The organism is Nonomuraea cavernae (genome assembly GCF_014646355.1).
In the GTDB taxonomy this organism is placed as follows: Bacteria; Actinomycetota; Actinomycetes; order Streptosporangiales; family Streptosporangiaceae; genus Nonomuraea; species Nonomuraea cavernae.
Window position 1 is genome coordinate 75,387 of the sequence record NZ_BMNH01000009.1, and the last position, 13,937, is coordinate 89,323.

Below are 13,937 nucleotides of genomic sequence, written 5' to 3' on the forward strand. Positions count from 1 at the left end.
CCCGATCAACTCGCCAGACTCCTCGGTGTAACAACAGTCCGCCGAGGACCGTGGCCCTGCCCTTGGGGAAGCATCGGGCAGGGCCACTCGACCAAGCCCCCCGGGAGCGTGCACGCCTGTCGCTCGCTGGGGTTGCCGGCCCTGTCCCGTGCACTGCGGACAGGACGGGACAGGGCCGGCGTCCACCACGCGCGCACCCGCGCGTAAGAGGCTCGCGAAACTCTCAGCGGGGCCTGCTCTTGGACAGCCAGTAGAGGTCACGCGCCATCTGGTCGGGCGTCTGCATGTCGTTGGTGATGTAGTCGCCTTGGATGTTGACCATCGGCCCGTCGCCGCCCTGGGCGCCGCCGGCGAGGGACTTCCACTGCTGGTCCGTCAGTACCGGCTCGGGTGAGCCAGTGCCGTTGTAGACGAGCGAGTGACCGGTCGGCAGGAACCCGCCCGAGTCGTAGGTCGCCGGAGGCACGCCCACGAGCTGCGCCGCGCGGGCGGCCACCTCGCGCACCTTCAGCCCGGTCTGCGGAGCCTCGACGATGGTGTTCGGTGAGGCGTACAGCCAGACATGCCCCGGATGCGGGAACCCGAGAGCACCGGGCACCGGCTTGGCAATCTGCTTCACCCATCCCATCTGCTGCTGCGACGTGCGCGGGATGTCGCCGCGGCCTGCGGCCTGCCACGCCCTCATAGTGAGGCCTGAGCAGTCGAACGAGCCCGGCCCGGTCCCGCCCCACTGGTACGGCTTGCCGAGCTGGGCGCGAGCGAACGCGAGAGCCTTCCCGGCGCCGGCGCCACCCTGAGCGGCTTCCTTCCCTTCCAGGAACTTGACCACGTCGGCGACCATCTTCTTAGGCCACGCCGTGAGCATCTGCCCCCACTGCGAGCCGCCCATCGCCTTCGCCGCCTGGTCGAGGATCGGGTTGAGGAACGCCTCGGCGCCAACCTTGACGCCCTTCGCCAGCACGTCACCGATGATGCCGCCGGTCGCGAATCCGCCGGCGAACCGCTCGCGCATGAAGCCCGACGCACCCGACACGCCGCCGTGCCGGGCAGCTGCATTGGCCTGGTGCACGAAGTCGGAGCCGACCGCCCGCGTCCACTCCGGACGCATGACGGCCTCGCCGCCCGACACCGCCGCGACCATCGTGTCCCGGCCTGGCGTATAGCCGGGCAGTACTCCGCCCGTGGCCAGAGCGGGCAGCGGCGCGAGCTTCATGTCCTTCAGCCCGAGCGCGTCGGCCACGGTGTTCCACAGCTTGACGATGCCGTTGTTGTAAACGGTCTCGATCACGAAGTTGACCGGCGCCTTAGCGACGGCCTTCAGCCCGTCCCAGAACTTGCCGACCAGCTCCACGCCCTTCTTGAAGCCGTTCGGCAGCGTCTCGGAGATGAACGTCCACAGCGCCGAGAACGCGGGCTTGACGACCTTCTCCCAGACGAACGCGATAGCCTCGCCCACCTTGGTGAAGACGGGCTTCACGATCGTGTCGTGGAACCAGACGACCTTCGGCGCCAGCGTCTCGGTGATGAACGTCCACACGGCCTTCAGCGCCGGCTGAATCCAGTTCGTCCACGCGTACTTGATGAACTCGCCGATCTTCTGGAAGACGGGCTTCACGATGGTGTCGTGGAACCAGAGCACCTTCGGGCCGAGGGTCTGCGTGATGAACGTCCACAGCGCCTTCAGTGCCGGCTGAATCCAGTTGGTCCACGCGTAGCTGATCGCCTTGGAGATCGCATCCCAGGCGGGCTTGATGACGTTCTCCCACAGCCACGTGATCGCCGGGCCGAGGACCGTCTGCCAGAACACCACGAGCTGCGAGACGGCCGGCTGAATGACGTTCTCCCACGCCCACTTCACAACCCACGCGATGCCTTGCAGGGCGGGTGTGACGATGTTCTGCCACAGCCACACGATCACCGGGCCGAGGACGTTCTGCCAGTACGCGACCAGGATCTCGAACGCGGTCTTGATGATGTCGATCACGGCCTTGAACCCGGCATCACCTGACAGCCCCTTGGCCAGAGAGGCGAACGCCCCGGTGATCGTCCCGAAGACTCTCAGGATGACGGGCATCAGCGGCAGAGCGGCCTTGACCAGTCCGGCGAACCCGACGATCAGATCACCGATGATCTTCCCGAGTCCGCCGATCGCGCCCGGTGCGGCGGCCGTCATCTGCTTGAAGAAGTCCGTCCAGAACTTGCCGCCGAGAGCCTTGGCCGCGGACTTCTCCAGCGTGACCAGAGCGCCGGCCGACGCCTTGATCAGCGGCGTCATCGGCTTGAACAGCTTCTCGACGACCTTCAGCCCGCCCGTGATCACCGGCAGAACCGCGCCGCCGAGATCCTTCTGAAACTTCTCGTACGTCTTCTTGAAGGCTTGCAGCGACTTGGCGGCGGCCTTCTCGGCGGGCGACAGGTCCGGGCCCTTCGGCGTCGCCGTGGCGCTCTGCCTCGCGGCCAACGCGGCCTGCTTGGCCTGCTGCTTGGCCTGCTCGCGGGCGATCTTCTCCTGCAAAGCGGCGATCTTCTGCTGCCGCTTCACGCCCTCGACGGCCCGCTTCGCGTCGTCGACCCGCTTCTCGGCGTCGGCCAGCGCCTTACGCGCGTCCGCCACCCGCTGCGCCGCCTCCTCACCGGCCTTGCCCGACTCGGCGTACGCCTGGGCGAGCGCCCGTTCCTGGTCGATCACGCGGGCGTTCGCCGACTCCACCGCCTGCTTCGCCGAGACGACCCGGTCGTTTCCCTCGACGCCCTTCGCCTGCTCGGCGTTCAGCCGCTCCTGCTCGGCGCGTAACTCCTCGACGCGGATCTTCGCTCGCTCGTAGGAGATCGACGCCCGTTCGATGTCCTCGGCGTTGCCGCCCTTGCGTGCGGCGGCCAGCTCCCGTTCGGCGTCCGCCACGTCGAGTGCGGCCTCGCGCTGGTCGAGCGCGTTGCCTCGCAAGCTGCGGGCGACGCCCTCCAGATCCTTGATCGCCTGCTGCCGTGCCCGGTTCAGGTCTTCCTGCGCCTTCAACGCCTGGCGCTGAGCATCCGCCAGCGACCGTTCAGCAGCCGCGGCCCGCTGAGCCGCGGCGGCCTGAGCCGACGCCGCCGACTGGACCGCCTGCTTCAGCCGGTTCTGCGCCTCGACCACGCCGCCAACGGCGTCCTTCACCCGGTCCTGGGCGCTGCGCAACGTCTCGGCCGCGTTCGCCGCCTGCAACACCTTGATCTGCGCCTGCGCCTGCTCGATCACCAGATTGCGGGTCGCGCCCGTCGCCGCTGCCAGACCGCGCGCCGCCGCGTTCCCGGCCTGCTCCTGCGCATTCAGCGACTCATTGATCCGGCCCAGCGCCGGGATCGCCACCGCCGCGATACCGGCCACACCGAGCAGCGCCGGCGTCAGCACCGCCACCACGCCACCCGCGACCGCCGCGGCCGTGGCACTCAACGCCAGCAGACCCGACGACACCGCCGCGAGTTTCGCCAGCGCCATCCCCGCGTCGACATTCACGTTCACGTGCGCCGTACGGCCATCCAGCCTCGACACCGCAGCGTCGGCAACGGCCAGATTCGCCACAGCCCCACCGACATCGGCATCAGCGTTCACGTTCGCGCGGCGGCCATCCAACCCGCTCACCACCGCACCGAGCGCAGCCAGCGCAGCCTGAGCAGCCCCCGTGTCCGCGTCCGCCCGCACCCGCACCGACTGACCGGCCGCCCGCTCCGCCTCACGACGCAACGCCTCGATCGACGAACGAGCAGCCGACGTGTCCGCCTCGACCGGCACGGAGATCTTCTTCAGGCTCGACAAGATGCCGCGCTGCACCTCACGGCCCGTCTCCTGGCCCACACCGAACGCGGCAGGCACGATCTGACGGCCTAGCTGCTTGTTGAAGCCCTTCGCGTCCGGGACTACCGGGACGACAACCTCGCCGGCCTTGAACTCCGTCATGCCTCAACTCCCCCGGGGAATGACCCCCGATCCACCAGGGCAAGCCGTGTTGTAACGCTTATGAGGCTCTGACCTGGGATTATTCGTCTGGAAGGTGGGGGGCTAAGGGGGGCGCTCGGCGTTTTCGCTGATCAGGAACTAGTCATGGCCCGTACAAGATCTCCGGCGCAATCACCGTCAGCGCTCGGGACAAAACAGACAAAGGGGACACCCCCCAGGTCCTTGCGGAATCGGACATACCGGACGTGATCATGCGATGAGTCCCGGATGCGGCTCGGCCGGTCTCTTGCGTGGCTTGCGTGCGCGTGCCGCGGCTGCTGCCTGCGCTCCCTGCCGGCCTGTGCGCCTGCGGTGATGCGTCCTGCACAGAAGCCTGAGGTTGGCCAGGTCGTGGTCGCTCGGGTCCCCTATGTGGTCGACCTCTAGGTTCTCTGTGCTTCGGCAGAGTTCGCCTGCTTCGATCCAGCGGCAGGACTGGTCGCGCTTCTTGACGCGCTCGACGCGGGCAGGCCAGTCGACGGGCCTTGCTGTGGTGCGCCACATCTGGCCGGACTCGACACGGTCACGCGGGTTGGCCTGTACGCGCCTAGGCATGGTCGGTCTCCATGAGCTCGAAGACGTGGCTGTCGTCCTCGATGCGGATGGTCACGTAGGCGCCGGCTCCGAAGTCCTCGGCGATGGCGGCGAGGGTCTGCGCTTCGTCTACGGCGTCCTTGACCTCCCAGTCCCACGTTTCAGCGAGGAACAGGCTGATGGTGTTGAGGTACTCCGATGGGGTCATGTCGGGCTTGTCGATGACCTCGGCGAGGGTCGTTGCCCTACTGCTGCCTACGCCTGCCCATGACCTCTCACAGCCGCATGCATGCTCTTGTCCGCTGGAGCACACGAACGGCCGGTAGAGGAGTTCGCCGGGGATGGCGTGGTTGAACCCGTCGTCTCGCGGGTCGTCGCTGTGTGGTGCTGCGAGTATGAGCATCAGGCGTTCTCCTGCTGCTGGCGCGCGGCGAGTTGCCGGTCTCGGAGCTGTTCGAACCTGGCGCGGTCTACGCCGTGCGTGTGGCCCCATGCGTCTTGGTCTTGCCGCCACAGTTCGGCTGATCGCAGGCCGCGGAAGCGGACGGTGGGGCCGACCTGGTCGATGTACCTGCTCTCGTCGTACACGAGCAGGTGATCGGGGATGACGGGCATGTCGGCGTAGGTGAGTACCTCGTTGACTGCCTGCTTGAGGTGCTGGCCTAGGTCTGGCGGGACGTTGGCGAGGGTGTGTCCGAGGATGGCGGTCACCCTGTCCTCGAAGTCGTCGGGGATGGTCCTGATCGCGGTGGCCACGCTGTTCTCCTTTGTGTGGAGCGGACCGGCCGCACGGGTAGCCGGTCCGCTCCGTCTCGCCCCGTGCCTGCGGCGGCGAGGTCTGTGGGTTATGCCGGGCCGGGTGGCTGGCCGCGGCGTAGGAAGTCACGGACGGCTTGCCTGCGGCGTTCGAGGAGCTGCCGTAGGCGTTCTTCCATGAGGGTCCGCGTGACGTCGGGGTTGCTCTGGTCTTCGGGTGGCTTGTCGTTCATCGCGGCCGGCCGGGGGCGATGGCGCCGATGTAGCCGCGGACTTTGCCGGTGTCGGCGAGGGCGCCGGCGAGGGCGTCTTGGATGGGTACCCGGATGTTGCCGAGGGCGACGCGGTTGCCGTCGAGGCGGATGTGGTCGGCCTGGGTGAAGGCGTCGGCGTTGGCCCATCCGATGCCGTGGTCTTCGTTGCCGGGGCGGATGCCTTCGGCGAGTAGGCCGGAGATGACGGCGTCGCGGTCGGCTTCCATCGCGTCTTGGATGCGGATCATCTCGGCGAGGGTTTGCCGGAGGGTGTCGGCGAGGGTGTCGCGCTGCTGGCGCTGGTCGAGGATGCCGCGTGCTCGAGTTCGGAGGTCGTCGAATCGTGCGGCGCGTTCGGCTTCGGCCTGGCGGGTGGCGGCGCGTTGGTCGGCCTGCTGCTGTAGCTCGTCCAGTTCGGCCAGTACTCGCGCCCGCTCGTACTCTTCGGGGGTGACGTCGCCGCCGTCGAGGATGCGCTGACGTAGCTCAGCGAAGGTCGGTGGCTCCGTCGTGGTCATGCCCATCGTGCTCCTTCGTCCTGATCCACCAGTCGCGGCCTGCTCGGCGGGCGGGGAGTTTGCCTGCCCTGCAGAGGCGCCGTACGTGCTGCACCGTGTAGCCGGACCGTTGGGCCCATTCGGTGCTGCTGACTTCTATGGTTTCAGAACGATCGAACGCATGTTCGCTAGGGAACATGGGCGGGTTGAGGATGTCGCGAAGCAGGCCGGGCAGCTCGGCGGGGAGGTCACGCCCACGATCGGAATCGTCGCGGGCGTGACCGAGTAGCCAGGCGGCAAGGTCAGGCTTCGTCACCTGTGCCGTACCTGCGCTGGAGTCGGCGGGCGAGGGCGAGAGCGACGCGCGGTGTCATGACGGGCATGCGGGCGAAGGTCTCCACGATGCCGTCAACGATCGCTTCGGCCCGCTGGTCGAGGACCTGGTCTATGCAGTCGTCGGCCTCCTCGGGAGTCAGCCCGTAGTCCGCCGGGTTGGGCAGGGTCACGGGGTCTCCTCCGGCCCGATGGTGCGTTCGTAGTTGCCCACGTCGTCAGCAGGGCACAGGGTGGCCATGTCGTAGTCGGCGAACACGGCCCGCGTCTCGTACGGCGGTTGCATCAGCTTCTCCTCGGTGCGCACGTCGTAGTGCCCTTCGGGGAGCGGGATGTCCCAGCAGGCGACGGTTGACCGGTGCTCCTGCAGGAGGATCGCCGGGCATGGGCTGGTGCTCGGTCCGTCGTCGTGCCGGTAGACGTTGCGCCATCCGGGAGGCAGGGCGGTGACGGCCACCGTCTCCCAGTGCTCGACGTAGCGGGATGGCTTGCGGTTGGTCATGAGGTCTCCTTGGGCTTCTTGCGGTGGGCGGCCTTCCGGCACCTGTCCTCGCAGTACTTGGAGGGCAGCTTGGCCGGGGTGTACGACTTCTTGCAGTGGCCGCACTTCTGCTTGGGCAGCTTGGCTTTGGCGGGCTTGCGCGCTGCGCGAGGCTTGGCCGGAGGTGGTTCGGGGGCGGGATCGGGCGAGGGCGTGCCGGGCACCTGTAGCTGAGCCGGGTGGACCTCGGCGGGGGTTCCGCCATTTTTGGTTAACCTCGCGTCCCCGTCCCGGGGGAGGGTGTCGCCATTTTTGGTGGCCTTCGGTGGCGAACCATCTCCCTTCGCGCCCCCGGGAGTCCCCTCGCCATTTTTGGTCAACCTCGCCAGCGCCGATCTGTCGATGCGCTCCGAGATGGCGAAGACGTTGCGGGTCCCCTGGCCCCACTTCTCCTCTCTGGCCTCCAGCACGCCGAGCAGGTGCAGTTCGTCCAGGCCGCGTTCGACGGTGGTCCGGGGGAGCTGCAACCCGTTCTTGACGTCGCCAACGGGCTTCGGCCCCTCCTTGAAGAGGTAGGCGAGGATGCGACGACGAAGAGGCGGCAGACTGTCTCCCGCACACCGGGCCGCAACAGCGAAGGCGCGTGCCCGGTCCATCCCGAGGGCGATCCCGCCGCGCACGATCTGGGCGAGCTGCTTCGTGAAGCGGGTCGGCATCTCGGGTGCGTGGGCGTAGACGACCTTCGGCCCTTCGCGCTCGACGGCGGTCCGAGCGAGGGTGACGACGTCCGCCAGGTCGAGGAGGCTCTCCATCTCAGGATCGGTCAGCTCGATGGCCGTGCCCCGCTCCACTGAGCAGATCAGCTCACCTACCAGCTTGCGCAGTTCCTCGCGCATGGCGGCCTCGTAGCCGACGTTGCGCAAGGCTTGGAGTCCGGCCGCGCGGCGGTTCTCGGAGGAGTCGATACGAACGAGCACGAACCGGTCACCCATGCTGGAGATCACCGCGTGAGCGGAGTCCCATGCCGTCGTGACCGCTCCAATGACGGCGATCTTCCCTCGCCATGAAAGCGTCTTGCCGCCTTCGGTTCCTACCTCGCGGTTCCATCGGCCGTCGTACACCTCGCGGAGAGCCGCGAGCACCTCCGCGCGGGAGTCCCGGCTCATGCTGATGATCGTGGTGACGTCCTTCACGACAAGCAGGCCCGTAGCGCCGAGCTTGCACAGCAGGCCACCTGTCGCGTCTGCCGCCCGGTCCTTCTCGCTCGTCCCGGACAGGAGCGCTGCCTCGCCGGAGATCGTTGACACGATCAGGGCACCGGCACCCTCCAGCGGCATCACGGTCTCGGTCTTAGCTGCTCCAGACCCGGACAGCACCAGGAGCCAGCAAGGGTCACCTTCGAGGCGCTCAGCAGCGGCGGCGGACAGAACGGCATCGAGGGCACCGAGGTCGTACTTGTCGCCGAGCCACTTCTTGTAGGCACCCCTAACCGTCTCCAGAAGTTCACCAAATTTGGCGGAGGGGGTCTCAGGGGCGGTCACGCGGTCCTCCTGGTCGTGGTACGGAACGCGTCGGCCACCGTGCGGGCTGCCTGCCGCTCGTCGAATCCGTCGCCGAACTGCATGGCGCGGTACAGCTCGTGTAGCTCGACCTCGCTCGCGCCGTTCTCCGAGGCCCGGCACGCGGCCCAGAACAACGCCTGGTTGCGGCCCGGTTTGGTCTTGCCTGCCAGGAACGCGGCGAGGTGGTCGATGCCCGTGCCGACGCTGGCGCGGTGGGGTGCGGCCCGCACAGGCTTGGGCGGGTCGAGGAACTGCCGGACCGACGACCAGTTGAGTTGAGCTCGCGCCTCTGGACGCTCCGAGATGAGCGTGTACGGCCTGCCGTCGACGACGGAAGGCGGCGTGAGGACGTAGCCGCCGCTCGATTTCCAGTCGATGAAGTGGCGCTTCAGTGACCCGCACGCCTGATCCGTCCCGACATAGTGGGCGTGCCCACCGCCAGAGGGCGTGCCCACGAAGACCAGCGGTTCGGGCAGCAAGCCCGCGGCCCGGAGTCGGTGGAAGGCCGGCCACCCGGTGCCGCCCGGCTTCACGTCGATGTCGAGCACGTCGCGCCAGGGGTGACCGGTGGCCATCGCGACGTTCCCGTTCGGCTCGTGCCTCCACCACCGCGAGGCCAACTCAGGGTTGTCCGTGGCACTGAGGACCCCGTTCGGGAGGAACCGCGTCAGCGGAGCCTTGCCGCCCGGCTCGCAGATCAGGACCCGCCCGCCCTGGCTGATGATGGCCAGGGCGGCGGCGAGCATCGCGTTCACGCGGCCCGCCTTCCGCGCTTGGCCTTCGGCGCGTGCAAGGCGAGCTGGTACTTGGTGCCGCATCGGGCCGTACGCGCGAGCAGCGCGGGGGCGGGAGCCTTGACCCTGTGCGCGTGAAAGTAACCGCACTCGCACTCGTCATCAAGGATGATCAGCACCGTGACCATGCCCCACGCGGGCGGGAACGCGGTAGCGGAGTGAACCACAGGAAGCTGCCCGGTCACGTGACGCGCACGGGTCCGGCGCGCTACTCTGGCGGTGTCGTTGGTGGCCTGCTGGGTCATCGAATCGAGAGCCGCCCCTGGCCGGGCGGCTTTCGTGTTTTCAGGCGGCATCGTCCACCTCCCTGCCCCGGGTCTCGCGCCCGCTGCGAGCGCGAGCGGACCTGTACGCGAGCCTCGTGAAGTACGCCTTACGGGCGGACTCGGCGGCCAATGCGCGAGTCTCAGGGGTCATCTCTCCGTTGGGGTCAACCTCCTTCTCGAACCGCGACATGAACGTCTCGCGGGCCTTGGCCAGCTCGGCGGACCTGTCGCGGGCCTTGCTCCACCGCACATGGGCGGCCAGGCGTGCCCGCATGGCGCGCTGTTCCGGGGTGAGGGGCATGCTCCGTCTCCTGACATGAGAGAGCCGGGGGCACAGGCAGATGCGCTGTGCTCAGAGGGAGCATAGCGCGACTAGATGGTTCACTGGATGGTTGAGCCTTGCAATGTTGACGTACATCGAAAGTGGTAGGTTGACCGGGTGCGCACACGGAAGAGCATTGGCAACATCGGCTACGCCGAAGCCCAGATCGGGCCGGATCACTGGGTTCGCGTCGGAGATCGACTACTGCCGAAGCAGATTCACGTCGTGTTGCCGGGCGCCGGCGGACAGCCTCGACTCACCGCACGCCTAGAGGTGGTTGAGGGCATCCCGCAGTGCCGGGAGATCACGATTGCGAGCGTCGAGAACGGCCGCGAGGTGAAGCAGAACGACCTTCGCACGGTGAGCATCGCCGAGATGGTCGAGGGCATCTACGCCGGCTTCTCCGAGAAGATCGAGCGGGAGGAGAACGGCGTGATCATGGCCGTGGCATCCTCTGGCGAGATCGCATATGTGGATGCGATGCACGACATAGCGGCTGCCCGAAAAGGGCGAGGGGCGCGAAAGATCACGCCCACGTTCCTCGCCGAGGTCGCGGACGTCTACCGCGCCAACGTCAACGAAAATCCGACACAGGCCGTTCGGCGCACGTATGACGTCAGTACGAGCATGGCGGCAGAGTACGTCCGGAGAGCCAGGAAGGCGGGGCTTCTTCCGGCGACGACCTCCGGAAAGAAGCAGGCGTAGCTAGAGCTGGTCGCCGAGTCCCATTCGCTTGTGAGCGTCGCGGGCTCGCTGGTCTGCCGTGCTCGCCGCGTACCGGCCCAACATTTCGGCGGAGCGCCAACCGGCGAGGCGCATCAAGTCACGCTCCTGCCCGCCCTGGGACAACCACCGATGCGCGAATGTGTGCCTGAACCTGTGCGCGTGGACGTCATCAATTCCCGCCTTCGTCGCCAAGGTCCTCAACAGATCATCGATGCCATCCGTGGAGTAGGCGCCGCGCTGACTCAGCCACAGGCCGTCGAGGTGGGCCAGCTTGTGCTGGCGACGGGCACGGATGTAGCGATCGAGGGATCGTGCCGTCTTGGCACCGAAGGGCACCGCACGCCCACGTCTCCCCTTGCCGATGACGTGGATCACGTCGTGATCAAAGTCGACGTCGTCGAGCTGCATCCCAGCCAGCTCTGAGATTCGTACGCCGGTGTCGAAGAACACGCGCACGATCGCCTCGTTGCGCCGGCCGAAGAAGTCGGTGCCGGAGGCGGTCTTGATGAGTGCGGCGATCTCGGCGTCGGTGAAGACGGGCACGGGCGTCTCGGGAGGCCGCGGCGGTTCGATGTTGGCAAGCGGGTTAGAGGTGATCTCCTCCTCGGCGAGGAGCCAGCGTACGAACCGGCGCATCCCGCGGAATCGGGTCAGCACGGTCGAGGTGGCGTTCTTGGCGGACAGGTCCCCCAGCCACCCGGTCAGGTTCGACTTGGTCAGCGAGTCGAGGGTCTGCGGTAGGTCGCGCTCCTTAAGCCAGTCTCCGAAGTAGCGGACGGACTGGAGGTAGAGGGTGATGGTCCGCTCTGCCTTATTGGAGGCGCGTAAGTCCCGAGCGAACGAGGCTGCGAGGTCTTCAAGAAGTTCGGGCACAGGGCTAGGTTATCTGGAGAGTGAGCGTTATGCTATGGCAAGAGATGGTCTAGTTCTGGTCATTTCCGCTGGTAGACGGCCTAGCTTTGCTTGGTTGCACGCGCTTGGGCTCGCCGGGCATCTTCGGATAGTTGGGCGGATACGGCAGGTCGCCGCGGTCGTCTGAGGCGTACCAGTCGAGCAGCGTCTCGATCGAGTACGCCTCGTCGTCGATGGCGGCGTGGACGTCGCCCAGCTTGGCGAAGCGGGCCGGGACGGTGCGGATGTCGAAGTCGGCCGGATCGGCGTCCTCCAGCTCCTCCCAGGTGAGCGGGGTGGAGACGGGCGCCGTGGGCCTGGCCCGCACCGAGTAGGCGCTGGCGATCGTCCGGTCGCGGGCGTTCTGGTTGAAGTCGATGAAGACCCGCTCGCCGCGCTCCTCCTTCCACCAGGCCGTGGTCACCAGGTGGGGCGCGCGCTCCTCCACGGCCCTGGCCAGGGCGATGCCCGCGTGACGTACCTGGACGAAGTCCCAGCGCGGTTCGATCCGGACCGCGATGTGCAGGCCGCGGTTGCCCGAGGTCTTCACGAACCCGGTCAGGCCCGCCTCGGCGAGCACCTCACGGGTCAGGAAGGCGGCCTTGCGCGCGGCGTCGAACTCGAGCCCCGGCTGCGGGTCGAGGTCGACGCGCAGCTCGTCGGGGTGCTCGACGTCGGACGCGCGCACCTGCCAGGGGTGGAAGTCGATCGTGCCCAGGTTGGCGCAGTAGGCGATCGCGGCCACCTCGGTGACCCGCAGCGAGTCGGCCTTGCGTCCGCTGGGGAAGGTGACGGTGACGGTGCGCAGCCAGTCGGGATGCCGGGGCGGCATCCGCTTCTGGTAGATGGCCTCGGTGTGGATGCCGTCGGGGTGACGTTTCAGGTTGGTCGGGCGGTCTCGCAACGCCCGCAGCGCGCCGTCGCCGACGCTCACGTAATACTCGACGAGCTCGCGCTTGGTGCCGCCGATCTCCGGAAAGTAGACCTTGTCGGGATTGGTGACCTTGACGGTCCGCTCCCCCACCTCGAGCTCTATGTACGGCGATGCCATGCCCCCGAACCTACCCCGGACCGGTCCGCGAACGGGTGGGTCCGTCCCGGAGCCGCCTCGGTGGCGGGACCGAGGGCTCGACGGGACGGACCTTTTAAGATCACCCGCCATCGTCGCCGTCCCGGGCGCTGGCGCGCCGCCCGGCCGGCCTCTGATCGCCTGCGACTCCAGCACGGGCGTGGGCTGTGCCGCCTCAGCGATCCGGCGAATGATCTCACCCTTGACAGGAGGCGATGACACCCCCTTGCTTACAAAGACGCAAATTCGCCCCAGAAAGGATGCTTCCCCCTGCGGAGATCTCTTTTTGCCGCATCTCGTACGCTGAACGTATGGACAAGGTCGTCAAGAGCGAGGCCGAGTGGCGGGTTCAGCTCTCGCCCGAGGAATTCCACGTGCTCCGCGAAGCCGGCACCGAGCGGCCCTTCACCGGTGAATACGTCGACACCAAGACCGAGGGCGTCTACTCCTGCCGCGCGTGCGGGGCCGAGTTGTTCAGGTCGGACGCGAAGTTCGAGTCCCACTGCGGATGGCCGAGCTTCTTCGAGCCGTCGGAGTCGGAGGCGGTGCGGCTGATCGACGACCGCAGCCACGGGATGGTGCGCACCGAGGTGCGCTGCGCCCGCTGCGACTCCCACCTGGGTCACGTCTTCCGGGGCGAGGGCTACGCGACCCCCACCGACGACCGCTACTGCATCAACTCCGTCTCGCTCCGCCTCCAGTCAGCCGAGTGAACGCGGCACGCCCCCGCGCTTTGCCGAGCGCGAGGGCGTGCCGTGAGTCGCCGGCTGATCACGGCAGGGCCGCGACGAGCTCCTGGACGGGCTTGCGGGCCCCGGTGTAGAAGGGGATCTCGATCCGGGTGTGCTCGCGGGCCTTGGCGCCGCGCAGGTGACGCATCAGGTCGACGATCCGGTGCAGCTCGTCGGCCTCGAAGGCGAGCATCCACTCGAAGTCGTTGAGCGCGAAGCAGGCGACCGTGTTGGCCCGCACGTCGGCGTAGTCGCGGGCCATCTTGCCGTGCTCGGCGAGCAGCGCCCGGCGCTCGGCGTCGTCGAGGAGATACCACTCCAGCGACCGTACGAACGGGTAGACGCTCACGTAGGCCCGCGGCTCCTCCTCGGCCAGGAACGCCGGGATGTGCGACTTGTTGAACTCGGCGGGCCGGTGCAGCGCCATCGCCGACCAGACCGGCGTGGTGTGGCGGCCGAGACCGGTGCGGCGGAAGCGGGAGTAGACGTCCTGCAGGTCCTCGGGGGTGGGAGCGTGCCACCAGAACATGAAGTCGGCGTCGGCCCGGAAGCCGGCCACGTCGTAGAGGCCCCGGGTCACCACGTCCTTCAGGGCGGCCTGCTCCAGCAGCTCACCGAGCTCGTCGGCGAGCTGGCCACGGTCGCCCGGCACGGGCTCGGTCACCTTGAAGACGGACCACATCGTGTAGCGGATCACCTGGTTGAGATCGCGGGCCTTCGGCCGCGCAGCGCCCTCTGTCATGCC

General features: G+C 67.7%; 15 protein-coding genes. 2 read left to right on the forward strand and 13 right to left on the reverse strand.

The annotated features are described in order from the left end of the window. Positions 1–223: 223 nt before the first annotated feature. The 10 genes from IEY82_RS17130 to IEY82_RS17175 form a co-directional block, all read right to left on the reverse strand. Positions 224–3,853, reverse strand: coding sequence for an NlpC/P60 family protein (locus IEY82_RS17130; RefSeq protein WP_189125126.1), 3,630 nt, complete (start codon positions 3,851–3,853; stop codon positions 224–226). A gap of 670 nt (positions 3,854–4,523) precedes the next feature. Next, entirely contained in the window at positions 4,524–4,913 is a 390-nt protein-coding gene (locus tag IEY82_RS17135; RefSeq protein WP_189125127.1) for a DUF7715 family protein, read from the reverse strand. Beyond that, the gene (locus tag IEY82_RS17140) at positions 4,913–5,266 is read right to left on the reverse strand and encodes a hypothetical protein (protein WP_189125128.1); all 354 of its coding nucleotides are present in this window, start codon (positions 5,264–5,266) and stop codon (positions 4,913–4,915) included. Before IEY82_RS17140 ends, IEY82_RS17135 begins: the two co-directional genes overlap by 1 nt. A gap of 229 nt (positions 5,267–5,495) precedes the next feature. Further along, positions 5,496–6,044 (reverse strand): hypothetical protein, encoded by a 549-nt coding sequence (locus IEY82_RS17145; protein ID WP_189125129.1) that lies wholly within the window; start codon positions 6,042–6,044, stop codon positions 5,496–5,498. Positions 6,045–6,319: 275 nt separating this feature from the next. Next, entirely contained in the window at positions 6,320–6,523 is a 204-nt protein-coding gene (locus IEY82_RS17150) for a hypothetical protein (protein ID WP_189125130.1), read from the reverse strand. Next, positions 6,520–6,852: a hypothetical protein gene (locus IEY82_RS17155; protein ID WP_189125131.1), complete on the reverse strand. Its 333-nt coding sequence runs from the start codon at positions 6,850–6,852 to the stop codon at positions 6,520–6,522. Before IEY82_RS17155 ends, IEY82_RS17150 begins: the two co-directional genes overlap by 4 nt. Next, positions 6,849–8,372 carry a winged helix-turn-helix domain-containing protein gene (locus IEY82_RS17160; RefSeq protein ID WP_189125132.1) on the reverse strand — a complete coding sequence of 508 codons (1,524 nt, stop codon included), beginning with the start codon at positions 8,370–8,372 and terminating at the stop codon, positions 6,849–6,851. Before IEY82_RS17160 ends, IEY82_RS17155 begins: the two co-directional genes overlap by 4 nt. After that, positions 8,369–9,139, reverse strand: coding sequence for a bifunctional DNA primase/polymerase (locus IEY82_RS17165; protein ID WP_225263315.1), 771 nt, complete (start codon positions 9,137–9,139; stop codon positions 8,369–8,371). Before IEY82_RS17165 ends, IEY82_RS17160 begins: the two co-directional genes overlap by 4 nt. Positions 9,140–9,144: 5 nt before the next feature. Then, the gene (locus IEY82_RS17170) at positions 9,145–9,354 is read right to left on the reverse strand and encodes a hypothetical protein (protein ID WP_189125134.1); all 210 of its coding nucleotides are present in this window, start codon (positions 9,352–9,354) and stop codon (positions 9,145–9,147) included. Between the two features lie 118 nt (positions 9,355–9,472). After that, positions 9,473–9,754, reverse strand: a complete 282-nt coding sequence (locus tag IEY82_RS17175) for a hypothetical protein (RefSeq protein WP_225263304.1) — start codon at positions 9,752–9,754, stop codon at positions 9,473–9,475. 138 nt (positions 9,755–9,892) lie between these two features. Between IEY82_RS17175 and IEY82_RS17180 the strand changes: the two genes are divergently transcribed. Further along, positions 9,893–10,480, forward strand: coding sequence for a hypothetical protein (locus tag IEY82_RS17180; protein WP_189125135.1), 588 nt, complete (start codon positions 9,893–9,895; stop codon positions 10,478–10,480). Here IEY82_RS17180 and IEY82_RS17185 read toward each other — a convergent pair whose 3' ends face one another. Continuing rightward, the gene (locus IEY82_RS17185; RefSeq protein ID WP_189125136.1) at positions 10,481–11,374 is read right to left on the reverse strand and encodes a tyrosine-type recombinase/integrase; all 894 of its coding nucleotides are present in this window, start codon (positions 11,372–11,374) and stop codon (positions 10,481–10,483) included. A 49-nt stretch (positions 11,375–11,423) separates the two neighbouring features. Then, positions 11,424–12,443: a non-homologous end-joining DNA ligase gene (gene ligD, locus IEY82_RS17190; protein ID WP_189125137.1), complete on the reverse strand. Its 1,020-nt coding sequence runs from the start codon at positions 12,441–12,443 to the stop codon at positions 11,424–11,426. A gap of 329 nt (positions 12,444–12,772) precedes the next feature. Between ligD and msrB the strand changes: the two genes are divergently transcribed. Then, the gene (gene msrB / locus IEY82_RS17195) at positions 12,773–13,174 is read left to right on the forward strand and encodes a peptide-methionine (R)-S-oxide reductase MsrB (protein ID WP_189125138.1); all 402 of its coding nucleotides are present in this window, start codon (positions 12,773–12,775) and stop codon (positions 13,172–13,174) included. Positions 13,175–13,232: 58 nt separating this feature from the next. On the opposite strand, the gene hemQ is transcribed toward msrB, so the two are convergent. Then, on the reverse strand, positions 13,233–13,934 hold the full coding sequence (gene hemQ / locus IEY82_RS17200) for a hydrogen peroxide-dependent heme synthase (protein ID WP_189125139.1): 702 nt from the start codon (positions 13,932–13,934) through the stop codon (positions 13,233–13,235). Positions 13,935–13,937 lie beyond the last annotated feature (3 nt).

Bases quoted from the DNA above. Each gene is read 5' to 3' on its own strand.
- IEY82_RS17135 (WP_189125127.1), bottom strand. From the start codon at position 4,913: ATGCTCATACTCGCAGCACCACACAGCGACGACCCGCGAGACGACGGG.
- IEY82_RS17145 (WP_189125129.1), bottom strand. From the start codon at position 6,044: ATGGGCATGACCACGACGGAGCCACCGACCTTCGCTGAGCTACGTCAG.
- IEY82_RS17155 (WP_189125131.1), bottom strand. From the start codon at position 6,852: ATGACCAACCGCAAGCCATCCCGCTACGTCGAGCACTGGGAGACGGTG.
- IEY82_RS17165 (WP_225263315.1), bottom strand. From the start codon at position 9,139: ATGCTCGCCGCCGCCCTGGCCATCATCAGCCAGGGCGGGCGGGTCCTG.
- IEY82_RS17175 (WP_225263304.1), bottom strand. From the start codon at position 9,754: ATGCCCCTCACCCCGGAACAGCGCGCCATGCGGGCACGCCTGGCCGCC.
- ligD (WP_189125137.1), bottom strand. From the start codon at position 12,443: ATGGCATCGCCGTACATAGAGCTCGAGGTGGGGGAGCGGACCGTCAAG.
- msrB (WP_189125138.1), top strand. From the start codon at position 12,773: ATGGACAAGGTCGTCAAGAGCGAGGCCGAGTGGCGGGTTCAGCTCTCG.
- hemQ (WP_189125139.1), bottom strand. From the start codon at position 13,934: ATGACAGAGGGCGCTGCGCGGCCGAAGGCCCGCGATCTCAACCAGGTG.